Origin of the sequence: Patiriisocius sp. (assembly GCF_051252435.1) — a bacterium.
In the GTDB taxonomy this organism is placed as follows: Bacteria; Bacteroidota; Bacteroidia; order Flavobacteriales; family Flavobacteriaceae; genus Patiriisocius.
This window is the reverse complement of sequence record NZ_JBPOFW010000006.1, coordinates 81,458-106,052: the sequence shown is the minus strand read 5'-3', so window position 1 is coordinate 106,052 and position 24,595 is coordinate 81,458. Positions and strand designations below refer to the sequence as shown.

23 protein-coding genes are annotated in these 24,595 nt (G+C 36.2%); 20 read left to right on the top strand and 3 right to left on the bottom strand.

Annotated features, from left to right (window positions below; genetic code table 11):
* The first annotated feature begins 117 nt into the window (after positions 1-117).
* The 3 genes from ACSHW7_RS13290 (at position 118) to ACSHW7_RS13280 (ending at position 3,830) form a co-directional block, all read left to right on the top strand.
* Positions 118-2,073, top strand: a complete 1,956-nt coding sequence (locus ACSHW7_RS13290) for a tetratricopeptide repeat-containing sensor histidine kinase (protein WP_435679854.1) — start codon at positions 118-120, stop codon at positions 2,071-2,073.
* A gap of 85 nt (positions 2,074-2,158) precedes the next feature.
* Positions 2,159-2,809 carry a response regulator gene (locus ACSHW7_RS13285; RefSeq protein ID WP_435679853.1) on the top strand — a complete coding sequence of 217 codons (651 nt, stop codon included), beginning with the start codon at positions 2,159-2,161 and terminating at the stop codon, positions 2,807-2,809.
* A gap of 97 nt (positions 2,810-2,906) precedes the next feature.
* A complete protein-coding gene (locus ACSHW7_RS13280) occupies positions 2,907-3,830 on the top strand; it encodes a DUF302 domain-containing protein (protein ID WP_435679852.1) in 924 nt (307 codons plus the stop codon).
* An 81-nt stretch (positions 3,831-3,911) separates the two neighbouring features.
* Here the strand turns inward: ACSHW7_RS13280 and metK are convergent, their stop codons facing one another.
* Positions 3,912-5,168 carry a methionine adenosyltransferase gene (metK, locus tag ACSHW7_RS13275; protein ID WP_435679851.1) on the bottom strand — a complete coding sequence of 419 codons (1,257 nt, stop codon included), beginning with the start codon at positions 5,166-5,168 and terminating at the stop codon, positions 3,912-3,914.
* A 216-nt stretch (positions 5,169-5,384) separates the two neighbouring features.
* On the bottom strand, positions 5,385-5,909 hold the full coding sequence (locus ACSHW7_RS13270; RefSeq protein WP_435679850.1) for a hypothetical protein: 525 nt from the start codon (positions 5,907-5,909) through the stop codon (positions 5,385-5,387).
* Between the two features lie 100 nt (positions 5,910-6,009).
* On the opposite strand from ACSHW7_RS13270, the gene ACSHW7_RS13265 reads away from it, so the two are divergent.
* The 9 genes from ACSHW7_RS13265 to ACSHW7_RS13225 are packed head-to-tail and all read left to right on the top strand — an operon-like array spanning position 6,010 to position 13,564.
* Positions 6,010-6,438 carry an OsmC family protein gene (locus tag ACSHW7_RS13265; protein WP_435679849.1) on the top strand — a complete coding sequence of 143 codons (429 nt, stop codon included), beginning with the start codon at positions 6,010-6,012 and terminating at the stop codon, positions 6,436-6,438.
* 15 nt (positions 6,439-6,453) lie between these two features.
* Complete coding sequence (locus ACSHW7_RS13260) at positions 6,454-6,861, top strand: RrF2 family transcriptional regulator (protein WP_435679848.1); 408 nt, start codon at positions 6,454-6,456, stop codon at positions 6,859-6,861.
* Positions 6,862-6,896: 35 nt separating this feature from the next.
* Positions 6,897-7,841, top strand: coding sequence for a pyridoxal-phosphate dependent enzyme (locus ACSHW7_RS13255; protein WP_435679847.1), 945 nt, complete (start codon positions 6,897-6,899; stop codon positions 7,839-7,841).
* A 29-nt stretch (positions 7,842-7,870) separates the two neighbouring features.
* A complete protein-coding gene (locus tag ACSHW7_RS13250) occupies positions 7,871-8,965 on the top strand; it encodes an acyloxyacyl hydrolase (protein WP_435679846.1) in 1,095 nt (364 codons plus the stop codon).
* Positions 8,966-8,968: 3 nt separating this feature from the next.
* Entirely contained in the window at positions 8,969-9,742 is a 774-nt protein-coding gene (locus ACSHW7_RS13245; protein WP_435679845.1) for a head GIN domain-containing protein, read from the top strand.
* Positions 9,739-10,893, top strand: coding sequence for an acyloxyacyl hydrolase (locus tag ACSHW7_RS13240; protein WP_435679844.1), 1,155 nt, complete (start codon positions 9,739-9,741; stop codon positions 10,891-10,893). The genes ACSHW7_RS13245 and ACSHW7_RS13240 overlap by 4 nt, the downstream gene beginning before the upstream one ends.
* Positions 10,894-10,904: 11 nt before the next feature.
* Positions 10,905-11,654 carry a head GIN domain-containing protein gene (locus ACSHW7_RS13235; protein WP_435679843.1) on the top strand — a complete coding sequence of 250 codons (750 nt, stop codon included), beginning with the start codon at positions 10,905-10,907 and terminating at the stop codon, positions 11,652-11,654.
* A 31-nt stretch (positions 11,655-11,685) separates the two neighbouring features.
* Positions 11,686-12,810 (top strand): acyloxyacyl hydrolase, encoded by a 1,125-nt coding sequence (locus ACSHW7_RS13230; protein WP_435679842.1) that lies wholly within the window; start codon positions 11,686-11,688, stop codon positions 12,808-12,810.
* Position 12,811: 1 nt separating this feature from the next.
* Positions 12,812-13,564: a head GIN domain-containing protein gene (locus ACSHW7_RS13225; RefSeq protein ID WP_435679841.1), complete on the top strand. Its 753-nt coding sequence runs from the start codon at positions 12,812-12,814 to the stop codon at positions 13,562-13,564.
* Between the two features lie 106 nt (positions 13,565-13,670).
* On the opposite strand, the gene gldA is transcribed toward ACSHW7_RS13225, so the two are convergent.
* A complete protein-coding gene (gldA, locus tag ACSHW7_RS13220; RefSeq protein ID WP_435679840.1) occupies positions 13,671-14,576 on the bottom strand; it encodes a gliding motility-associated ABC transporter ATP-binding subunit GldA in 906 nt (301 codons plus the stop codon).
* Positions 14,577-14,819: 243 nt separating this feature from the next.
* Between gldA and ACSHW7_RS13215 the strand changes: the two genes are divergently transcribed.
* The 8 genes from ACSHW7_RS13215 (at position 14,820) to ACSHW7_RS13180 (ending at position 24,406) form a co-directional block, all read left to right on the top strand.
* Positions 14,820-15,689: a prephenate dehydratase gene (locus ACSHW7_RS13215; protein WP_435679839.1), complete on the top strand. Its 870-nt coding sequence runs from the start codon at positions 14,820-14,822 to the stop codon at positions 15,687-15,689.
* Positions 15,679-16,761 (top strand): chorismate mutase, encoded by a 1,083-nt coding sequence (locus ACSHW7_RS13210; protein WP_435679838.1) that lies wholly within the window; start codon positions 15,679-15,681, stop codon positions 16,759-16,761. The genes ACSHW7_RS13215 and ACSHW7_RS13210 overlap by 11 nt, the downstream gene beginning before the upstream one ends.
* Positions 16,762-16,781: 20 nt before the next feature.
* The gene (gene rsgA, locus ACSHW7_RS13205) at positions 16,782-17,735 is read left to right on the top strand and encodes a ribosome small subunit-dependent GTPase A (protein ID WP_435679837.1); all 954 of its coding nucleotides are present in this window, start codon (positions 16,782-16,784) and stop codon (positions 17,733-17,735) included.
* Between the two features lie 61 nt (positions 17,736-17,796).
* Positions 17,797-18,249 carry a D-aminoacyl-tRNA deacylase gene (gene dtd / locus ACSHW7_RS13200; protein ID WP_435679836.1) on the top strand — a complete coding sequence of 151 codons (453 nt, stop codon included), beginning with the start codon at positions 17,797-17,799 and terminating at the stop codon, positions 18,247-18,249.
* A gap of 64 nt (positions 18,250-18,313) precedes the next feature.
* A complete protein-coding gene (locus tag ACSHW7_RS13195; protein WP_435679835.1) occupies positions 18,314-20,206 on the top strand; it encodes a DUF3857 domain-containing protein in 1,893 nt (630 codons plus the stop codon).
* A 2-nt stretch (positions 20,207-20,208) separates the two neighbouring features.
* Positions 20,209-22,053 carry a DUF3857 domain-containing protein gene (locus ACSHW7_RS13190; protein WP_435679834.1) on the top strand — a complete coding sequence of 615 codons (1,845 nt, stop codon included), beginning with the start codon at positions 20,209-20,211 and terminating at the stop codon, positions 22,051-22,053.
* Between the two features lie 5 nt (positions 22,054-22,058).
* Positions 22,059-24,077 carry a DUF3857 domain-containing protein gene (locus tag ACSHW7_RS13185; protein WP_435679833.1) on the top strand — a complete coding sequence of 673 codons (2,019 nt, stop codon included), beginning with the start codon at positions 22,059-22,061 and terminating at the stop codon, positions 24,075-24,077.
* 2 nt (positions 24,078-24,079) lie between these two features.
* Positions 24,080-24,406: a nucleotide pyrophosphohydrolase gene (locus tag ACSHW7_RS13180; protein WP_435679832.1), complete on the top strand. Its 327-nt coding sequence runs from the start codon at positions 24,080-24,082 to the stop codon at positions 24,404-24,406.
* Positions 24,407-24,595: the final 189 nt, after the last annotated feature.

Here is a 24,595-nt window from a genome sequence, read left to right as displayed (position 1 = left end):
GAGAAAAGGCAAAACCATTTACGGCGATACAATTTTTTAGAATACAATCTAAGTCAATGTCTTGTTGTTCAGCATGAAATTGTTTTGTAGCTTTATGACAACTAATCAACACTAACAATGAACCGCAACCAACTTCTCTGGATTTGTTTATTGCTCTTTTTTTCAACCACCGTATTCGCCCAAAATACACTTAAAAATATTGATAGTGTGCTTCAGGTTTTAAAGAACAAACCTCAAGATACTTCAAAGGCGATTTTGTTTCAAGAAATTGCTGGACATTATAATATTACGCACCTTGATAGCGCTCAACCTTTTGCACGGAAAGGTCTTTTGTTATCTAAAAAACTAAATTTTAAAAGAGGGGAGTGGATGAACCTAAGTATGCTAGGCAATTATCACGAGCGTAAAACACAGTATGATTCTGCAAGTTTTTATTACTCCCAGGCATTAAAAATTATAAAAGTTGAAAAGTCTATTAAAGGAGAAGCGATTGTTTATAACAACATAGGCATGCTCAATATTAGGACTGGGGATTATGATGATGCCATTGCCAATTTTTTTAAGTCGATGGATGCTGAGGAGCGATTGGGTAATAAAACCGGAATCGCAGAAGGATTGAACAATATAGGTGTTGCTCACTATTACATGGCAAATTACGATAAAGCGACAGAGTACCTATTGCAGGCACTACAAGCTCAAAAAGAACTCGGCAATACGAAAGGGCTGCAACAAGGTTATAATAATGTGGGTGCTATTTTTGATTACCAAAAAAAGTACAAACAAGCAATTGCTACTTATGAAAAGGCCCTGGCAATAAGCAGAGAATTAGGAGATAAAAAACTGGAAGCTTCAAACCTTACAAATATCGCTTTGGCATATTCAAAAAATGAAGAATTTGAAAAAGCTGACGATTATTTTGAAGAAGCGTTGGCCGTGAGAACTTCCATAGGCGATAAAACAGGACTTGCACATTCATATAGTTCTTTTGGCGAAAGTTTGCGGCAACAAAAACGATTTGATATTTCAGAAAAGTATTTAAAAGAAGGACTTGTTTACGCAGAAGAAAACAAGTTGAAACTTTCCATGAAAGAAACCTATTCGTCTTTGGCAGAGTTGTATAAAGACCAAAATAAAAAGGAACTGGAAAGTGAGTTTCTTCGGAAATATATTTCAATCAACGATTCTATTCTTGACGAAACAAAGGCCAAAGCAATAGCCGAACTCGAAACAAAATATGAAACCGAAATAAAGGAAAAAGAAATACTAGAACAAAGAGCAAAGCTAGCCGAAAAGGAAATTGAAGTAACCCAAAAAAACAATCTTATTTACGGAAGTTTAAGCCTAGCAGTAATTTTAGGACTTTTGGGGTATTTAGTTTACAATCAACAACGCCTTAAAAATCGCCAACTTAAAAAAGAGGGAGAATTAAAAGAAGCACTTGCCAGTATAGAAACGCAAAATAAACTACAAGAACAACGTCTTAGGATTTCACGAGACTTGCACGATAATATAGGAGCGCAGCTCACTTTTATCATTAGTAGTCTCGATAATTTAAAGTTCGGCTTCCCAGAAATGAAAGAAAAATTAGCAAACAAGTTGGGCAGCATCAGTCAATTTACGGGACAGACCATTTATGAGCTTCGGGATACTATTTGGGCGATGAACAAAGAAGAGATTTCGTTTGAGGATTTACAAGTTCGCATTGCTAATTTTGTGGAGAAAGCAAAAGGGATTTCAAATACTTCGGTCGATTTTATTGTGGATCACGATATTTCAAAAAACGTTACATTGAGCTCTATTGTGGGGATGAATGTGTATCGCATCATTCAAGAAGGTGTAAATAATGCAGTTAAATATGCAAACGCGAATGCGATTGTAATTCAAATTTCCGAAGAAAAAAATAATTACAAAGTGGTCGTAAAAGATGATGGAAGTGGGTACAATCCTGCTGAAATTGAAATGGGCAACGGTCTCAGTAATATGAAAAAACGTGCACGGGATATTCAAGGAGAAATTTTATTTACTTCGGAAATTGGAAACGGGACAACCATCGATTTAAATTTTCCAAAATAAGGCAAATGCCCTATACCAAATCGTTGAACTTTTACTGAAATTTGATAGCATAGCCAAAGTGATTTTTCAACTAACAACCAAAAATTTGCAGCTAAAAATAGCCATAGTAGACGATAACAGTTTTTTGATCCATGCGGTCAAAGAAAAGTTATCGTTTTTTGATGATCTTCAAGTAAAGCACACGTCTTTAAATGGAAGCGAACTTTTGGCTAAATTGGAAGAAAACCATGTCATCGATTTAATTTTGATGGATATTGAAATGCCCGTACTCAATGGCATTGAGACAACCGAAGTTGTAAAGAAGAAATTTCCGCAGATAAAAATTATTATGCTCACTGCCTTTGATAACGACGAGCATATTTTCAACGCAATTAAAGCGGGAGCAGATGGTTATTTGTTAAAAGAAACGGGGCCGCAAGAATTATACGACGGAATTATTGAAACCATGGACGGCGGTGCTGCGATGAATCCATCGATTGCCATGAAAACCTTAAAGTTACTTCGCAATCCTTTAAATATTGAGAACCAAAAAGACAAAGAAGAAATCTCCCTTTCCAAAAGGGAAGTTGAGGTATTAGAGCAATTAAGCAAAGGATTAAGTTACACCTTGATTGCAGATAATTTATTTCTTTCTCCCAGCACAGTGCGCAAACACATAGAAAATATCTACAAAAAACTCCAAGTGCACAGTAAAATTGAAGCCGTGCAAAAAGCAAAAAATCATAATCTCATATAATTTGCGTTAACAATACATTGAGATGTTATTGTTAATCTTTCATAACCTTCTAGAAACATACTTTTGGGCTATGTACTTTTAAAACAAATTATATTTTATGAAATACTTCCTTTTAATTACCTTTTCAGCAGTGCTGTTTTCTTGTATGTCGTGCAACAAAAATGACGATAATAATGCCGATGTCATTGTCATAACTCCAGAAGCCCGAGGGATTGGATACTCCTTAAGTGAAAAAGATTTTTCAAATACCTATTTAGACTTACGAAATGCATTACAAAGCAACCCAGATATCTCTATAGTTGCCGAGGTAAACCATACTCAAAATGCTCAAAACAATGGATTTGATCTTCTTAATACGAGAGTAATTCTTTTTGGAAATCCCAACTTGGGAACTCCTTTAATGCAGGAAGACCAATTGGCTGGATTGGATTTGCCACAAAAGATGCTTGTTTATGAAAACGCAGATAACAATGTTTTTGTAGCGTTCAATACAACTACGTATTTAAGCGCAAGGCATAATGTGGGTGGTGCGGAAACCATAGGCCAGATTACTGCAGCGCTCAATAATCTTGCTACGGGAGCAACCAATGGAACGATTACAGAAAATCCATCAACATCAATTACGCTAAATCAGGGAATTTCTACAATTGTGAGCAACAATGATTTTAACTTGACCTATAACAAATTGAGAAATAGCATTACCGACAATGAAAATTTAACTGTTATTGCAGAATTAGATCACCAAGCCAATGCGCAAAGTGTAAATATGCAATTGAATCCCACACGTTTAATTGTCTTCGGAAATTCTAATTTGGGGACACCTTTGATGCAAAATAAACAAACTACTGCCATTGATTTACCGCAAAAAATGCTAGTTTGGGAAGATGCCCAAGGTGTAGTAAAAATATCGTACAACACGCCAAGCTTTTTGAAAGACAGACACGCTATTACAGGAAATGATGAAATTATTTCAACAATAAGTACAGCCTTATTTAATTTAGCTGACTCAGCTGCGAATTAATTAATCCAAAAGCTTAAAACAAAAACCCCAAAATATTTTAAATGTTTTGGGGTTTTTAATTATATAATATTTCCGAAGAGACTATAAGCCAAAGGCTTCTTTTACCTTCTCCACGTAATCCAATTTCTCCCAAGTAAACAATTCTACTTCCATTTTTTTATCCTTTCCATTTGGGATTGAAAAAGTTTTAGTGACTGTTTCATTTTTACGTCCCATGTGTCCATAAGCAGCGGTTTCGCTGTACATGGGTTGGCGTAGATTTAAACGAGCTTCAATAGAGGCTGGACGCATGTCAAAGAGTTGAGCTACTTTTTTAGCGATTTCGCCATCGGTTAAATTCACTTTTTTAGTTCCGTAGGTATCTACAAAAATCGCCATGGGTTCTACAACGCCAATGGCATAACTTACTTGAACTAAAATCTCATCACAAACACCAGCAGCAACCATGTTTTTTGCAATATGTCTTGTTGCATAGGCAGCAGAACGGTCTACTTTACTAGGGTCTTTTCCCGAAAAAGCACCACCACCGTGTGCACCTTTTCCGCCATATGTATCAACTATGATTTTACGTCCTGTAAGACCAGTATCTCCGTGAGGACCACCAATAACAAATTTCCCCGTTGGGTTAATGTGATAGGTAATATCATCATTGAACAATGCTTGGAGTTCTGGCTTCAACATAGCTTTTACTCTTGGAATCAAAATTGAAATTATATCGCTTTTAATTTTGGCAAGCATTTTTGTATCGTCTTGATCAAAATCATCATGCTGTGTCGAAATTACTATACTGTCAATACGCACAGGTTTGTTATCGTCGCTATATTCAATGGTTACTTGACTTTTTGAGTCAGGACGCAAATATGGGATATCTTTTTCTTCCCTTCTTAGAACAGCAAGTTCATGCAACAATCTATGAGATAAGTCAAGCGCTAACGGCATATAGTTTTCCGTTTCTTTGGTGGCATATCCAAACATCATTCCTTGGTCACCGGCGCCTTGTTCCTCTTTAGTATCACGGTCAACACCACGATTAATGTCGTCACTCTGCTCGTGAATTGCAGAAAGCACCCCGCAAGAATTTCCGTCAAATTGATATTCTCCTTTTGTATATCCTATTTTATTGATAACGTCCCTGGCAATTTTTTGTACGTCTAAGTATACCTCGCTCTTTACCTCGCCGGCAAGTACTACTTGACCAGTTGTCACAAGCGTTTCGCAAGCAACTTTTGACTGTGGGTCAAAGGCAAGAAAATTATCAATCAATGCATCACTAATTTGGTCTGCAACTTTATCTGGGTGTCCTTCCGAAACACTTTCGGATGTAAATAAATACGCCATAAAATGGTTTTAATGTTTAAAAATGTTGAGGTAGATTTGACGGGAACGTCCAGAATAAATTACAATTTGTGTAATTCACTATTTAGCATTTAAATCCAATTTTTTTTTGGATTATTTTTTCTGAAATATCAAACATTCAGAAGAGGTTGCAAGCAGTCAAATCTTTCCTCTTTAATTACTGCACAAAGATACTTTTTTCTTATACAATGACAATGATTATTGCTTTAAAAGCTTTGCTCGCTGTATCACTTGGATTGGGTAGGATAATACCTCCGGGGTTTCTTCATTTGTGTCACCGCTTTTCCATTTTTTTTCGATGTCTACAAAGACAATTTCAAATACTAAATGGTCTTTTTCAAACGTGATAAACGTAGTTAATAATTTTCCGCCAACTTCAAAAAGGGTGTAGAGTTTGTTTTCAACCACCTTGTTTTCTAGGAGAATTCCGTTGTTCTCATCGACCACATAAATCCCTTTTTTGGCATCTTTTTCTTTCAATGTGTACAAGCGTACTTGTCTTTGCTCTCCAGTTCCGTAGATAATGGTGTAGGTGTATTCTTCTGAAATTTCAGTCGGTTGCAAATGGAATTCCATGGGGAATTCGGAATTTCCTTTGTCATTATAAATTTTTAAAATGCCTGTATAATTTCCGAAGAAGTCATCCGGAAAATTGACTTTTTCCTCTTGTGCCGAAATTTGAAACACCGAAAAAAATAGAAATGTAATGTAAAGTGAGCGCACTATTGTATTTTTAATGAACCGAAAAGATACTGAAAAATTGATTGGTGATTGCTAACTGCATAATTGAAAAATCATCAATTTACTACCAAAGATTAACTTTATGAAAGTAATCCTAGAAAGAAAAAACGATGATTATTTATTTGAAGCAAAAGGGAAAAGTGGTGTGCCGTTGCTTATTGATAATACTGTTGATGGAGTGAGTTACGGCTCCAGCCCAATGGAACTTTTACTTATGGGAGTGGGCGGTTGCAGCGCTATAGACGTGATTCATATTTTGAAGAAGCAACGTCAAAAAATTACCTCGTACAATATTGAAGTTTCAGGAGAGCGGGAGGAAGTAAAAGAGGCGAAACCATTTACCTCAATGCACGTTCATATTATTCTCGAAGGTGAAATTTCCGCAGAAAAAGCGATTAGAGCAGCGAAGCTTAGCTTTGAAAAATACTGCTCGGTTTCCATAACATTAGAAAATTGTGTGAAAGTAAGCTATGCTATTACTCTTAATTCCGTTAACATTGTGTCAACTTAACAAACTTACTTCTCTATGTTAACTAGAAAAACAAAATACGGACTTAAGGCACTTTCTTTTTTAGCCAAACAAGAACCTGGAATTCCTGTCCAAATTTCAAAAATCGCTGAGGCGGAAAATATTTCATTAAAATTTTTAGAGAGTATTTTATTGACGCTGCGTAAAAATGAACTTCTTATTTCAAAAAAAGGAAAAGGGGGTGGATATCTTTTAGCTAAGAAACCCAACGAAATTTCTCTCGCAGCAGTATATAGAATTCTAGAAGGTCCCATTGCTTTAGTCCCTTGTGTGAGTCTCAATTTTTATAAAAAATGTGATGATTGCAAAGATGAAGATGCCTGTTCCATTCACGATTTTATGATTGAAGTTAGGGATAGTAATTTGAAGATTTTTGAAAATAAATCGGTGGCAGATTTGGTGTAAGATTACCGCTATATTTGTTGCTCAAAATTAGCACTATGTCCATCCCATCAAAAATTGACTTTATCAATACCGTTGCCCGTGTTTCTCCGTACGTGCATCAAACTCCTGTAGTCACGTCAAGACTTTTAAACGAAATAAGTGGCACACAGCTATATTTTAAATGTGAGAATTTCCAAAAAATGGGAGCCTTTAAAATGCGCGGTGCCGTCAATGCTATTTTACAATTGAGCGATGTTCAAAAGCAATCTGGCGTAGTGACGCATTCTTCAGGGAACTTTGCACAGGCCGTTTCTCTCGCGGCTAAAAATTTAAATATTCCAGCATATATTGTGATGCCGTCAAACGCTCCTAAAGTAAAAGTAGATGCAGTAAAAAGCTACGGTGGAAAGATTACAATTTCAAAACCTACTATTGAAAGTCGTGAAGAGGAAGCGGCCAAAATACAAGAACAAACGGGCGCAACTTTTCTGCATCCATCCAATAATATGGATGTGATTTTAGGACAAGGAACCGCAGCTTTTGAGCTTTTAGATAAACATCCAGATTTAGATGTCATTGCAACACCTGTGGGAGGTGGTGGTTTGCTTGCTGGAACTGCTGTGGCAGCGCATTATTTTGGCAACAATTGCCAAATAATCGCTGGCGAACCTTTTGAGGCAGACGATGCTTTTCGGTCTTTAGAGGCAGGAATCATTCAATACAATGAAACGGCAAATACGGTGGCTGATGGCTTGCGAACGCATTTAGGAAACCATAATTTTCCAATTATTCAAGAACTAGTTTCTCAAATAATTAGAGTAGAAGAAGATGAAATAATCGCTGCCATGCGTTTGCTTTGGGAACGCTTAAAAATTATCATCGAGCCATCATGCGCAGTACCTTTTGCTGCAATTTTAAGAGAGAAAGAGCAATTTAAGGGTAAAAAAATAGGTATTATTCTTTCTGGCGGAAACGTCGATTTATCAAACTTGCCTTTCTAAGATCCACAACTTTGCTTTAATTTGTCGCCATGACCCGAATTTTACTTGCGTTGTTTTTATGCATTACCTGTTCCGCTTTTGGGCAGGAAACCACAGGCGCAACTATTGATGTCAATTATTTTTATGGTACAATTCTGCGCCATAATAAAGATATTGCGCATTTAATCAAGGGGCATCCGGACGGATTTATTGCGAGTTACAACACGCAGACATTTGGTAAAAATAGATGGGAACAGGCATTTAATTATCCAGAATATGGCTACTCTATTTTATACCATAATTCGCACAATCCCGAGTTGGGAAATACTATCGGAGTTTTAGGGCACTACAATTTCTATTTTTTAAATCGAAATGTAATGCTCCGTTTAGCGCAGGGAATTTCATACACAAACAACCCTTTTGATTTAAACGATAACCCAAAAAATAATGCCTACGGAAGCCACTTACTTGCGACCACTTATATTTTGCTCAACTATCAAAAAAAGAATATTTTTAAAGGATTTGGCGTCCAAGCCGGTTTGACTTTTATTCATAACTCCAATGCCAATTTTAAAGCGCCCAATTCCAGTACAAATACAGTGGGAGTAAACCTTGGCGTGACCTACGAGCTTGATGGAGGTTTAGAAAAAGAGTTTGTAGAAAATGATACCTTCGGAAAAGTGACAACACCCATACATCTTAATTTCATGGTACGGGGTGGTGTAAATGAAAGCGACTTCCTAGGCTTGGGGCAAAAACCATTTTATATTCTCACCGCATTTGCCGAAAAGCGATTAAACTTTAAAAGTTCCATCCAATTGGGAACGGAAGTTTTCTTTTCAAAATTCTTGGAAAGTGAAATTGATTATATCGCGGCAGCATTCCCGAGCAGAGGGATTACGGGAGATGAAGATTACAAACGAGTGGGGGTTTTTGCTGGCCACGAACTACACATCAATAAACTTTCGTTCATTACACAACTGGGCTATTATGTATATTATCCCTATGATTTTGAGGGCCGTGTTTATTTAAGACCTGGGTTGAAATATCATATTTCAGAAAAATTATTTACTGAAGTTTCCTTGAAAACTCACGGAGCAAAAGCTGAAGCACTAGAGTTTGGAGTTGGATTTAGAATATTGTAAATAATGGAGAAAATAAAACGTTTTTTGAAACAATTGCTCGCTATTTTTTTAGTGGGAATTCTTTTCGTTGCATGCAATTCAGAAAATGGGAACGATTGTTTTCAGGCTGCTGGCACTATCGTTGAAACTAATTTTACCGTCGCTGCTTTTTCAGAAATTAGAGTAGAAGGGGAAGTCACGTTAACCGTAGTTCAAGGCGACGCGCAAGAAGTAATTGTCGAAACGGGAGAAAATTTATTATCGGATATTCAAGTGAGTGTTGTAGGAGATATTTTGATAATAAGGGATGATAATACTTGTAATTTTGTTCGGGATTATGGGGTCACAAAGGCGACGGTGACTACCCCAATATTGACTAAAATACAAAACTCGTCAAGTTATGATGTAACGGGAATTGGGCAATTATCTTTCCCCGAGTTAACCTTACAGAGTAACACTTCGGGCGGCTTGGCAGATCCATTAAAAGGTGGAGATTTTTATGTAGATGTGGCTTGCGATGTGTTAACTATAAATGCAAATGGACAAAGTGTTTTCTATGTAACGGGAACGGCAGCTACTGCGAGAATTAGTTTTTTAGATGAAAATCCACGATTTGAAGGAAGAGATTTGATCATTGGAAGTTTAAACATTTTTCAAAGAAGCGCCAATAAAATGATTGTGAATCCAACCGACCAAATAACGGGCGAAATTGTAGGTACGGGAGATGTAATTTCTGTAAATCGCCCGCCTATTGTTGAAGTGGAAGAACGCTTTACGGGGCGTCTTATTTTTGAATGATGAATGTTGGCAGCGTTTCATATTTATATCGGCACTTTGCTATTTTAATTGTTGCAATTTTCACAATTTTAAACAGTAATGCGCAGCAAATTTCCGAAGAAAAAGCACCTTCATTTTACAGCATTCAGCTAGATTATTACTACGGAAATATATTAGAACACAACCCAGATCTGTCTCATTTAATTTTAGGGCACCCAACAGGATTTTTAGCTTCTTTTAACCGAAAAACTTACGGAGTGAAAAATTGGGAACGGTTTTTTAATTATCCAGATGTGGGAATTACTTTTGGATATCAAGACCCGCACAATCCCTTGCTGGGCAAGCAATTGAGCTTGAACGGGCATTTTACTTTTTACTTTTTAAATCGTAATCTCCAACTCACTGTTGGCCAGGGATTGGCATATATTACAAATCCGTATGACGTTGAAGAAAACCCTTCTAATAATGCCTACGGTTCTCGATTTGCAACGTCTATGTTTTTTAAATTTGGATATGTAAAAGAAAATATCTGGAATGGTTTTGGGCTGCAAGCGGGGTTGTTTTTTATGCATTATAGTAATGGAAATTTTAAAGCACCAAATACGAGTACCAATACAATAGGCTTGAATTTGGGAGTAAAATATGACTTGAATCATGAGAATTTTCCAGACTATATTCCGTTGCAAAACGGAGAAAGTATTAAAGATTTTGCCGAAAGGATAAAGTACAATATCGTTTTTAGAGGGGGAGTGAATCAAAGTGATGTCATTGGCTCGCCGCGATACCCGTTTTTTGTGGTTTCGGGGTTTGCAGATAAGCGGTTAAATTATAAAAGCACGCTACAACTGGGAGTTGATATATTTTTTATGGAATACCTTAAAAAATATATTGATTATCGGGCGGTTGCTTTTCCAGAAAATGGAAATACGGGCGATGAAGATTACAAGCGCGTGGGGGTTTTTGTAGGGCATGAATTGCGCTTTAGTAAAACAGCGTTTGTAACGCAATTGGGGTATTATGCTTATTTTCCTTTTGAAGATGGAAGCAGGATCTACAATAGATTGGGCATCAATCGCTATATGTTCAATGATAAATATTTTGCTGGAATTTCGGTTAAGTCGCATTGGGCAAAAGCAGAGGCGATTGAATTCAGTATTGGTACAAGGCTTTAATTTTTTCTGAAATGAAACACATTTTATACATATTCATTATTTCACTATTCATTGCTTGCAACCGAGAAAACGCTCCAGATTGTTTTCAAAACGCAGGCGAAATTGTCACTTCCGAAGTAAGCGTTGCGCCTTTTACTAAAATTTTGGTTTGGGAACAGGTCACTTTGTTTATCGAAGAGGGAGAAACTCAAAAAGTGCGTATTGAAACTGGAGAAAATTTATTGAATGATGTGGAACTGATTGTTTTGGGTGACCAACTCAATATTTATGACAATAATAGTTGCAATTTTGTACGTGATTATGGCATTACCAAAGTGTATATCACTTCGCCAAATATTACTGAAATAAGAAGCAGTACAGGCTTTCCAATTACCAGTATTGGTACATTAAATTATCCCGAATTAACGCTGATTAGCGAAGACCAAGCGGTTTCAGGTATTACACATGTAGATGGTGATTTTGAAATTACTTTAGCTACAGAAAATTTAAAGGTTGTTTCAAACGGAATTTCAATTTTCAAGCTGCAAGGCACTGCCACAAGAGCAAACTTTCAATTGTACGCAGGAAACACTGGAATTAATGCACGCAATCTTGAAGTCTTTGAGTTAAACTTATATCATCGCAGTAGTAATAATATGTATGTAAATCCTGTGCAATCCATTAGAGGTCAAATTGTTAGTTTTGGTGATGTGATTTCGGTGAATATGCCAAACATTATTGACGTTGAAGAATTGTTTGACGGTAGGCTTCTTTTTGAATGATTCCTTTATATTTACGCTTCTTAAAATGAATATGAAGCATTTCTACCTGTTGGTTATTTTTTGTTTTTGTAGCATTTCGCTTTTAGCGCAAGAGCCACAAGCGGATGAAGATAAAAAATATTTTTCCTTAGAAGCAGACTACTATTACGGTAGTATTTTAGAGCACAATCCAGATATTCAACACGTTATTACGGGACATCCTCGTGGCGTTACATTGAGCTATAATAGAAAAACTTTTGGTGGAGAAGCTTGGGAACGTTTTCATCGCTATCCAGATTGGGGGTTTACTGCGATTTATCAAGACATGCAGAATGAATTTCTAGGCGAAGCATATAGTTTATACGGGCATTACAATTTTTATTTTTTTGAGCGAAATTTAGTTGTTCGCGTGGGTCAGGGAGTTGCATATAGTACAAATCCGTTTGACCGAGAAACAAATTTTAATAACAATGCCTATGGTTCTCGAATTCTGAGTTCCACATTTTTGAAATTCAATTACGTGAAAGAAAATTTTTATAAAGGTCTTGGTTTCCATGCTGGTTTCTCCATTATACATTACAGCAATGCCAATTTAAAAGCGCCAAATAACAGCACAAATACCTTTGGTTTAAATGCGGGGGTGAGTTATCAATTAGACTACGAAGAACTTCCCGAATACACCCCAATTCAAGAAGATGAGAGTAGTAAAGATTATGCAGAGCCTATTAAATACAACGTGGCATTTAGATTTGGAGTTCACGAAAGTGATGTCGTTGGGTCGGGGCAATTTCCTTTTTATATCGTTTCGGCATTTGCAGATAAACGCATTAATTATAAAAGCACATTACAAGCTGGGGTTGACGTCATGTTTTTACCTTTTATGAAAGAGTTTATAAAGTACCGTTCTATCGCTTTTCCTGAAGATAATCTTTCAGGCGATGAAGATTGGAAACGTGTGGGATTGTTTGTTGGTCACGAGCTTCGATTTAATAAAGTTGCCTTTGTTTCGCAATTGGGTTATTATGTGTATTATCCTTTCGAATTTGAAAATAGAGTCTATAATCGTTTAGGGTTGAAACGCTATTTTTTGGGAGATAAAGTATTTGGTTCGGTAACGGTGAGAGCACATTGGGCGAAAGCAGAGGGTGTTGAATTTGGTTTAGGAATACGATTGTAATATGAAAAAACTACTTTTAATAGTGAGCATTTTGTGCTTGGCGAGTTGTACTTCGCCACAGGATTCATTAAATTGTTTTCAAACCGCAGGAACAATTATAGAAACTGAAATGAGCGTTGCCCCGTTTACAAAAATAATTGTTTGGGAACGCGCACAATTATTTATCTCGCAAGGCGAAACACAGAAAGTTGTCATTGAAACTGGCGAAAATTTATTGGATGATGTTGAGTTACAAGTCATCGACGGCGAGCTCAATATTTATAATAACAACAGTTGTAACTTGGTTCGTGACTACGGAATTACGAAAGTATATGTTACCTCACCAAACATAACACAAATAAGAAGCAGTACAGGTCTCACTACTGAAAGTATAGGTGTATTAAGATTTCCAGAATTATTGTTATTAAGTGAGGACCAAAACAATGAAGATGAATTTCACACAGATGGAGATTTTAGACTTGATTTAGAGATTCAAAATTTACGAATTGTAGCAAACGGACTTTCCAGGTTTTATTTAAAAGGTACCGCAGAAACAGCCGACTTTGGATTGTTTTCTAGCGATTGCGGTATTGAATCACGAGAACTGATAGTTCAAAATCTAAACATTTTTCATCGCAGTACAGACGTAATGGTTGTCAATCCACAACAATCTATAACGGGAAGGATTGTGAGTGTGGGTAATTGTATTTCAGTAAATCGACCTCCAATTGTAAATGTCGAAACCCCATATCGTGGGGAGTTAATTTTTGAGTAGGTTAGAGATGAGTTTTGATCTGTTATTGGTGAGAAATTAATTTTTAAGGGTTAATCTTCTAGCGAGCAAGTAATCGTACCTCCAAAATCTTACTTCGTAAATTTAATTACTCCTTCGTCAATTCAACAAATAGTTTTTCCAATGTCGTGTTCTTTTGGTGGAGTTGTAAGATTTTGAGTCCGCTGTCGTGGGCAAAATCAAAAATATCACCACGCATATCCTTTTCAGTAGTGCAATGAATGTTATAAACAAATCCAGCCAAGTTCTCAACTTTTGAAACGTTGGGCAGTTTGTTGAGCGCAACTTCTTCTACCCGATAATCAAATTCTACTTCAATTATCTGTTGTTTGCTTTTGTTGAGATCTGCTATTTTTTTGTCGAGAACGATTTCGCCTTTATTGATAATGATAACGCGGTCGCACATCGCTTCCACTTCTTGCATAATATGCGTAGAAAGCAGGATTGTTTTGGGTTCTTCTTTTTTGCTGAAATTTTTAATCAATGACCTGATTTCAATAAGTTGGTTGGGGTCCAATCCCGTGGTTGGTTCATCAAGAATCAACACTTTTGGGTCGTGCAACAAGGCATTAGCGAGTCCCACACGCTGGCGATATCCTTTAGAAAGCTGTCCTATTTTTTTGTGAGCTTCGGGCGTCAGGTCTGTTTTTTTGATGACTTCGGCGACAGCGGTTTTTGGCACATTGTAAATACTTGCGTTGAATTCTAGATACTCTTTAACATACATATCCAAGTACAATGGATTGTGTTCCGGCAAGTACCCAATGCTTCTTTGGACTTGTTTTTTTTCGGTAGCAACATCAAAACCATTTACCGTAGCGGTGCCTTTGGTTGCCTCGAGATAGGTAGTCAAAATCTTCATGATTGTAGATTTTCCAGCACCGTTAGGTCCTAGAAATCCTACGATTTCACCATCATTTACATGAAATGATACATTTTTTAAGGCCTGCTGATTTCCGTAGGTCTTCGTAATATTTTTTATAGTAATCGCCATTGTTGTATTTGTATTTCAAAGCTAGGGAATTAAAAAAAGCGAGAAAACATTTTGTCACTTTAAAATAATAACTACTTTAGCCATAACAATAACGAACAATGATCAATTCACGTACATATTTTAACTTTTGGTATTTCTTCTTTAGTCGAGAGGCCAGGGTTATTGTATAGTTGAGTTAACATATATAATTTACAAATCCTGGATATTTTATCCAGGATTTTTTTTGCATTAAACTGAAATAGTATGAAATTAAAAATCGCCATCCAAGGAATTGAAAGTAGCTTTCATGACCTTGCCGTAAAACAATTATTTCCTGAAGCCGAAACAACCCTCGTGCCTTGTGAGTCCTTTTCAAAAGTGACTGAAACGGTTAAAAATTTTAACGCAGATTTAGGAGTCATCGCAATTGAGAATACCATTGCCGGAACTATCTTGCCCAACTATAAATTGATTGATGATGGCGATTTTAGTATTCTAGGAGAGACTTTTTTGACCATAGATATGTTTTTGATGGCATTGCCCGGGCAGACCGTTCATGATATTGACGAAGTGCATTCGCATCCTGTAGCATTGCAACAGTGTACTGCTTATTTGCAAAGATTGCAGCCGCATTGCAAATTGATTGAAGGAAAAGATACAGCAAGCGAGGCAAAGCGCATTTTGGACGGAAAATTTAAAGGTGTCGCGGCCATTGCAGGAAAACAAGTTGCTGAAAAATACGGACTCGAAATTATCGCCAGTGATATCCAAGCCAAAAAAGAAAATAAAACGCGTTTTGTGGTCATAGGCCGAAATGCAACACAGGAAAAAGAACCGAATAAAGCCACAATAAATTTTGAGTTGAACCACGACATTGGGAGTTTGTCAAATATTTTACAATTACTGGCGACGTTCAATATAAATTTAACGAAAATACAATCGTTGCCCATTGAAGGAAAGCCTTGGCAATATTCGTTTTTAGTTGAAGTTTTATTTGAAGATTATGAGGTGTTCAAAGAAGTGATAACGATGCTCAGAAAAGCAGTATTAGAATTAAAAATAGTAGGTGTTTACAAACATAATTTGCACAATGCAATGAGCACCTTACACAAAGAAATGAATTATGCAGAATAAAAAAGAATTACGAACATGGTTGGACAAAATGGAATTGGCGCATCCACTAGTAATTGCGGGACCGTGCAGCGCTGAAACAGAACAACAAGTGCTTAAAATAGCACATCAACTAAAAGATACAGATGCTACCGTTTTACGTGCAGGAATATGGAAACCACGCACCCGCCCAGGAAATTTTGAAGGTGTGGGAGCATTGGGTTTAAAATGGTTGCAAAAGGCAAAAGAGGAAACGGGAATGCTTACAACCACAGAGGTTGCCAATGCAAACCATGTAGATTTAGCTTTAAAACATGACGTGGATATTTTATGGATTGGAGCGAGAACAACCGTTTCTCCTTTCATCGTACAAGAAATAGCCGACGCTTTGCAAGGAACCGATAAAATAGTACTTATTAAAAACCCGGTGAATCCAGATTTGGCATTGTGGTTAGGTGCCGTAGAACGTTTTTATACTGCCGATGTTAAAAACCTAGGTGTCATTCACAGAGGATTTTCAACATACGAAAAGACAAAATACCGCAACAATCCAGAATGGCAAATACCCATTGACCTTCAAAATAAATTCCCAGATTTGCCACTCATCTTAGATCCATCGCATATTGCTGGGCGACGTGATATTATTTTTGATCTTTGCCAAACCGCACTCGATTTGAATTATGATGGACTAATGGTAGAAACTCATTTTGATCCGGACAATGCTTGGAGTGATGCTGCACAACAAATTACACCCGCAACGCTTGATCAAATGACGGTTGATTTGCGTATTAGAAAAAAGGATGAAAGTGCACTGGAGTTTAAAAATCAACTAAACACACTACGAACGCAAATTGATGTTATTGACAATAAATTATTGGAGATGATTGGCAAACGTATGAAAATTGCAGATTCTATTGGGCTTCTCAAAAAACAGAATAACGTTTCTATTTTACAAGTGAAACGATGGAACGAAATGCTTGGTAGAATGATTCTTGATGGTGAGCAACACCACTTAAGTGAAGAATTTATTCTGAAATTATACAAAGCCATTCACCAAGAATCAATCAACCACCAAAAGAAAGTGATTAACGGTTAAAATCTGTATTTTTACGGCCAATGAAAGGACTCGTTTATAAATCTACAGGAAGTTGGTACACCGTAAAATCAAACGCGGGAGATTTCTATGATTGTCGTATAAAAGGCAAGTTTAGAATGGATGGTATTAAAAGCACAAATCCCGTTGCAGTGGGCGATACCGTGGAATTTGAAGTGGAGACAATTGGTGATGAGACCATCGGCATAATTTCAAAAATTGACGAACGGGAGAATTATATCATTCGTAAAAGTGTCAATCTTTCAAAACAAACGCACATCATCGCGGCCAATGTTGACATTGCATTTTTATTGGTGACGCTTAACAATCCGCCAACGTTTACAACATTTATAGACCGTTTTTTAGTGACTACCGAGGCGTATCACATAAAAGCGGTTTTGTTGTTTAATAAGATTGATACGTATAACGAAGATGAAATTTTAGAAGTCAAATACCTCGCCGCGATGTATCGAAGCATCGGGTATGAGTGTCTTGGAATTTCAGCAGAAACAGGCAAGAATATTGACAAAGTGAAGGAGATGATGCAGGATAAAGTGGTCATGTTTTCGGGGCACAGTGGTGTAGGGAAATCCACGCTGGCAAATGCTCTTGAGCCAACGTTAGAATTAAAAACGAAGAAAATTTCAGAACAACATTCACAAGGTCAGCACACCACTACTTTTGCCGAAATGTATGATCTTGATTTTGGTGCAAAAATTATAGATACGCCTGGGATTAAGGGCTTCGGTGTCGTGGAAATGGAAAAGGAAGAAATAGGTAATTATTTTCCAGAATTTTTTGCCTTGAAGCAGGAATGTAAATTTAACAATTGCTTGCATATCGAGGAGCCCAAATGCGCAGTGAAGGATGCCCTTGAAGAAGATAAATTGGCTTGGAGCCGCTACAAAAGTTATGTGCAGATTGTGGAGGGTGACGAGGAACATTTCAGAAAAGATATTTACGAAAAAGGCCAATAATTATAATTACTTCGGAAATTTTAATGCAGCCTACAATTGTGTAAAATTCAAAATAGTAAAGGTGAGAGTAGTATTACAAAGGGTACGTGAAGCTTCGGTAACGGTGGCAGGCAATCGTATTGCTGAAATAGGAAACGGATTATTGATTCTGCTAGGTATTGAAGCTGAAGATACACAAGAGGATATCGACTGGCTGACCTCAAAAATTGCTAAAATGCGCATTTTTAGTGATGCCGACGGCGCTATGAACTTATCCGTTCTGGACACAAAAGGCGATGCCATTGTGGTGAGCCAGTTTACATTGCACGCTTTCACTAAAAAAGGCAACCGACCCTCCTTTATAAAAGCTGCAAGGCCTGAAATCGCTATTCCGTTATACGAGCAATTTATCGCAGCACTCGAATTGCAAATGGAGAAGAAAGTGCAGACGGGAGAGTTTGGTGCTATGATGGATGTAGCGCTTATTAATGATGGGCCTGTTACTATTTTGATGGATTCAAAAAACAAGTGTTAAAATCTTAACAATTATTTCTTCTATATTTTCCTGTATTGATATAGATTTGTCGCAAACCCAATTAATGAGAATTACCTACTTATTTCTGCTGTTATCTATCTTTTCTTATTCCAATGCCCAAGATTACAGCGTAAAAAATATCGACGCAACGTTGCTTAAAAATGCCAACGCGGTTGTCCGCAATGAATCCACAAAAATCATTTTAAAAGACTTTGATGTTCAAGAAGAACACTACAGTGTTGTCATTACAGCTCTCAATAGGAGTGGTATTGATGCTCTTGATCCAATAGTTGGCTACAGCGGAAATGATAAAGTAAAAAACATTTCGGCAGTGTTGTACGATAAAAATGGAAAAGAGATTGAATCTTTTAAAGAGAAAGATTTTGCTGATGTTTCTGCATCTGGGGGTGATTTGTATTCAGATAATAGATTGAAGTCACTCAGATATGTTGAGCCACCTTATCCCTTTACATTAAAATTTGAATATGAATTAAAATCCAATACAACAGGGTTTATAAAACCTTGGATTCCCCGAACCTATTCAACCGTCGCCGTTGAGAAATCTAAATATGAAGTTGTAAACGAAAAGGAGGTTCCTTTAATAAAAAAGGAATATAATCTTGAAGGTTACAATGTAGATACAAAAGAAGCATCTAATTACCTATCATACTCAATTAATAAGATGAATGCCGTAGAAAATGAATATGCAAGTCCTCATTACACTGAGTTTGTCCCTATGGTTAAGGTAGCTCTCAAAAAATTTAGACTAGAAAATTCGGTTGCAGAAATTTCAACTTGGAAAGACTTCGGATTATGGCAAAATGAAAAATTACTAAAAGGAAGGGATGAATTGTCGCAAGAGACAAAAAATATTATTTCAAACCTCGTAAAAGATCTAAAAACAGATGAAGAAAAAGTAAAAGCGATTTATGAATATATGCAGAATAAAACCCGTTACATTAGTGTTCAGGTTGGAATAGGAGGATGGCAGCCATCTCCGGCTGAAGATGTAGATAAGTTAGGGTATGGAGATTGTAAAGGTTTGACAAATTATACGAAAGCACTCTTGGAAAGTCAAGGAATTACATCGTATTATTCGATAGTCGATAGCAAAGAAAACGGAGTAGATATAGATGAAGATTTTGTTGCGTTGCAGGGAAACCACGTCATTCTTGCGGTACCCTTTGAAGATGAGAATATATTTTTAGAATGCACTAGCCAAGACATCCCGTTTGGGTTTTTGGGTTCGCATACGGATGACAGAAAAGTAGTGATGATGACTCCAGATGGTGGCGTGATTACAAAAACCCCCACATATTCTGAAAAGGATAACACCAGAGATTTTAGTGCAACCGTAGTACTCGATGAAAATTTAATGATAAGAGGTACCACTACAGAAGTCTCCAAAGGACTCATTTACAACAGCAACTATCATTTAAAGGACTATGATAAAGAAGAGTTAGATCTTGCGTATAAAAACGCTTGGAGCCATCTTAACAGTCTTCGGCTTTCGGATATATCGTTTAACAATGATAAGGACAAGGTTGTATTTACAGAAAACTTAACGTTTGAAGCAAAGAATTATGTGTCTAAAGCAGGAAACAGACTGTTGTTAAACCCAAATATTTTTCATCGTTTTGAATACACGCCCCAATCAGTTTCAACACGGAAATTGCCTATCTCTATTAGAAGAGGTAAAACGTATAATGATGAAATAACATTGATTTTGCCAGATGATTATGAAATTGAGGCAATGTTTGAGCCTATTGAAATTTCAAATGAGTTTGGAAGCTATGAAGCGTCTCTCGAAAACGTAGGTGGTGGTAAGCTGGTTTACAAAAGAAAAGTAGTAATTAAAGCTGTAAAAGCACCTAAAGAGTCATTCGAGAAATACGATTCTTATATCAAAGCATTGGTAAAAAGTGACAACTCAAAAATAGTACTCGCTAAAAAATAAGAATGAAAAGGATTACATGCTTAATATTATTATTTAGTGTTTGTGCATTTGCTCAGGACTATAAATTTGGAAATGTTAGTGTTGAAGAATTAACTGAAACACATGACCCTCAATTTCCAGAGGCAAATGCAAAGGTGATTGTTAGAGATGTTGAGTATAATTTTGGGGTAGTATTGTATGTTTTTGAACGTATTAAAATTTATAATAAAGAGGGCTTTGAATTTGCTAATTGGGAAATAAATTTTGAAGACGTTGAGAGTTTAAAAGCTACTACATATAATTTAGAAAATGGTGAAATAGTTGCTACAAATGTTGAGAAGGGAAATATATTTAAAGAAAAGGTTACTGATGAGGAAGAAGTAAGTAAGTTTTCTTTTCCTAATGTAAAAGAGGGTTCTGTCCTTGAGTTAAAATACAAAGTTAGAGATATTGGTTTGCGTTGGATTGGCACACAAAGCTATATTCCCATAAAAAATGTAAAGGTCCTTATCAAGAATCCATATTCAAGAAAATTAAAAATTACCCAGAATCCCTTAAGTAGTGTTGAACTAAGGACTCTTGATAAACCTTATGAGCTTTTATATTTAGGGGAGAACATTGAGCCCATAAAAAGAGAAAGTTTCGTCTCAAATTTAGGTACATATCGGGGTAAAATTTTTATTGAGCTGGTAGGTTATTATGGTAATCATAAAATGAAAAATTGGACAGATGTAGTTACAGTATATAATGATGCGCAGTGGTTTGGAGCAGAATTAAAACGATCAAGCTATTTCAAACGCGATTTGCAGTCATTGCTTGATGGAGAGCCCAATCAACTGACTTTAGCAAAGAACATTTATTATTATTTGCAAGATAGAATGACTTGGGACGAACTCTACAGTCGAAATGCTGACGAAACGCGAACCGCATACAAAAACAAGAAAGGAAATTCAGCTCAAATAAATGTAACATTAACTTCGATGTTAAGAAAAGCGGGATTCACGGCCAACCCGGTTTTGGTCGCTACAAAGAGTAGGGGTTATATATTGTTTCCCACAGTACTTGGGTTCAATAGTATTTTAACCGCTCTTGAGCTTGAAGGAGAAATCTATTTACTGGACGCATCTAAAAAAAAATTAGGATTTGGCGAAATTCCTAACAAATTAATTAATGGAACTGGTGTAATTGTTTATGAGGATGATACTTTTAAAAAAATATCTACGAGACCCTCAAAAATTTCAAAAAGCTTCGTTATTGCGACCGCAACTTTAGATATTGATTCTGGCTCACTTTTGGGTAACTACAAACAGCGTATAGATGGATATCTAGCAAACAAATATAGAGAGGATTATAGTGGCAAGCAATCAAATGCATATTGGTTAGATTTACAAGAGGAAAATTCTTTGCTTTATTTTGCTGAATCTAATATTAAGGGGGAAATTGATGTGAGAGAGCCAATTACCTTAGAAACCAATTTTAAGTTAGAGGGTTTTATTGAAGGGGTAGGCAAAAATCTATATATTGACCCATTATTTATTTTCGGATTAAAAGAAAATAAATTTAAGGATGAGAAACGGAAATACCCTATTGATTTTACTTTTCCATATTCAAAAACCTACAAGATAACTTATAAAATTCCTGAAGGGTACCAAATTGAAAGTTTACCAGAAGGTAAGAATATTTCGATGCAGAAAAATATTGCATCTATTAAATATAATAATGAGGTTAGCGGTAATAACATATTGGTTTCTCTAGATGTTAATGTCAATTACCCGTTAATTGGAGCCGAATATTATGAAGGAATAAAAACAATTTTTTCTGAATTTTATAAAATTTCGAACTCAAAAATCGTATTAATAAAAAAATAATCAATATGCGTAAATTTATTACACTTCTCTTATTAATAACTTTTTCTGTTGCATTTCCGCAGAACTTTAAATCTGGCAAAGTTTCAAAAGAAGAACTTTTAGAAAAACAAAACACTTTAAACCCAAACGCAAATGCAGCTGTATTGTATAGAGAACATAAAACATCATTTGCGTATAATCAATCCAAAGGGTTCGAGCAGATAACAGAAGTCTTTGAACGCATAAAAATATATAATCCAGAAGGTTATGAATGGGGGACAAAAAAAATAAAGGCATATAATTATAATGAGGATAGGGAGCAGGTAGAAAGTATAAAAGGAACAACTTTTAATATAGAAAATGGGAAAGTGAAGAAAACCAAGCTTGATAACGATAATATCTTCAAGGAACGATTGAATAATTATTATGTAATTCATAAGCTGACCATGCCTAATTTAAAGCCAGGTAGCGTCATTGAAGTTGAATATACTATAACTTCACCATTCTTAGATATTACTGATATTCCCTTGCAATATGAAATTCCTATCAATAAATTAGTTGTTAATTTGGGGATTCCAGATTTTTATGTTTACCGAAACTACCCTAATCCTCAAGCTAGTAAATCCTATACATACACCGAAGATACTAAGAATGTTGATGTGACCATTCGCGGAAAAAGTGGTATAGGTTCTGCAGGATATAAGCCAGGTAGTGCCGGGAATTTAGGTCAAAACGTACAAAGTTATAAGGAAAGATTATATAGCTTGAATGAAGTAAATGTACCCCCACTTAAAAAGGTTGCATACGTAGATAATATTGATAACTATGCGGCAAAGTCGGTTTGGGAATTGACAATGATTAAAAACGGGAATGGTATTCCTAAAAGATATTCAAACACATGGGAAAGTGTTGTAACATCAGTTTATGAGCGAGATAGTTTTATAAATGCTGTAAATAACTCTTCTTTTTATGAAGAGGATTTGAAAAATACCATTGGTTCTGAAACGGACCCGGCTGTTAAAATGCAACTTATTTATAATTTGGTAAAAAGCAAAGTTGCTTGGAATGGATATTATGGTTATTTCCCAGAAGAGGGGACAAAGAGAGCCTATAAAGAAGGTAAAGGTAATGTGGGAGATATAAATTTATTGCTAGTTTCTATGTTACAAAAAGCTAATTTGAATGCTGAACCAGTGCTAGTAAGTTCAAAATCTCATGGAATTCCTTTGTTTCCTACTCGTTTTGGATTTGATTACTTAGTAGCACAGGTTTCTTTGGGCGGAAAGACTTATTTGTTAGACGCATCGAATACGGTTTCTACTATTGGAATTTTACCAGAACGCGCAATGAACTGGCAGGGGCGTGTTATTCGTCAAGACGGATCATCAGATTGGGTACCTTTATACCCCGGTTTCAGCTCTCAAAAGTTATCGTATGTTCAAGCGGAAATTGATTCCGATGGTAACCTTTCAGCAAAAGTGAGAGGCAGGTTAGGAAATCATTATGCTCGTGAGTATAGGTCAAAATATTATGGAAAAACTATTAAAGATCAACTTGACGGCATGGATACAAATGGTGAGGAAGTTACATATTCAAATCTTGACGCTAAGGATGTGAATAAGACAACGGAAAATGTAACATTAAGCTATGAGGCAAAATCCTCATCTTTAATTGAAAAAATTAATGATGATATTTATATTTCGCCAATGCTGTTCTTTGCACAAAAGGAAAACCCATTTAAAGATGAGAAAAGAGAATATCCTGTGTTCTTTAACTATCCAAGGGCGGATAAATATAATATTACGATAAAAGTACCGGAAGGTTATGAGGTAAAGTCTATGCCAGAATCTACGAAAGCTGCTCTAGCGGGAGATGCAGTATCTTATTCGTATTTAGTAAGTGAATCTAATGGAATGATTCAGCTCGCTGTTTCGTTAGAAATCAATAACCCTATTTTGGTCTCAAGCGATTATCAATATTTGAAACAAATGTTTGGACAAATTGTTGAAAAAGAAACTGAGAAAATAGTGCTTTCTAAAACCTAGCTATGGACATAAAAAACGCACAACAGGAAGTAGATACGTGGATTAAAAATCACGGAGTTCGTTATTTTAATGAACTTACAAACATGGCGCAACTTACAGAAGAAGTGGGGGAAGTTGCACGTATTATAGCTAGAAGATATGGTGAACAAAGCGAAAAAGAAAGCGATAAAAGTAAAGATTTGGGGGAAGAATTGGCTGATGTTATGTTCGTAGTTTTATGTCTCGCCAATCAAACGGGTGTAAATTTACAAGAGGCTTTTGATAAAAAGTTAGACATCAAAACCAAGCGTGACCATGACCGTCACCACAATAATGAAAAGCTCAAATAATGTTTAAAAAAATTGTTGGTCATAAGGGTTTTTGGAAGTCGGTTGTAATGCTGGGAATTAGTTTTGGTGTTATTCTTTTCATCTTAAGATGGGCATTTGCGGGTTTTTCATTTGAAAATTTATCCCCCACACCTCGTTTTTTTATTGGATGGGCACTAACCTCCTTTTTTTATGGGTTCATAATGACAT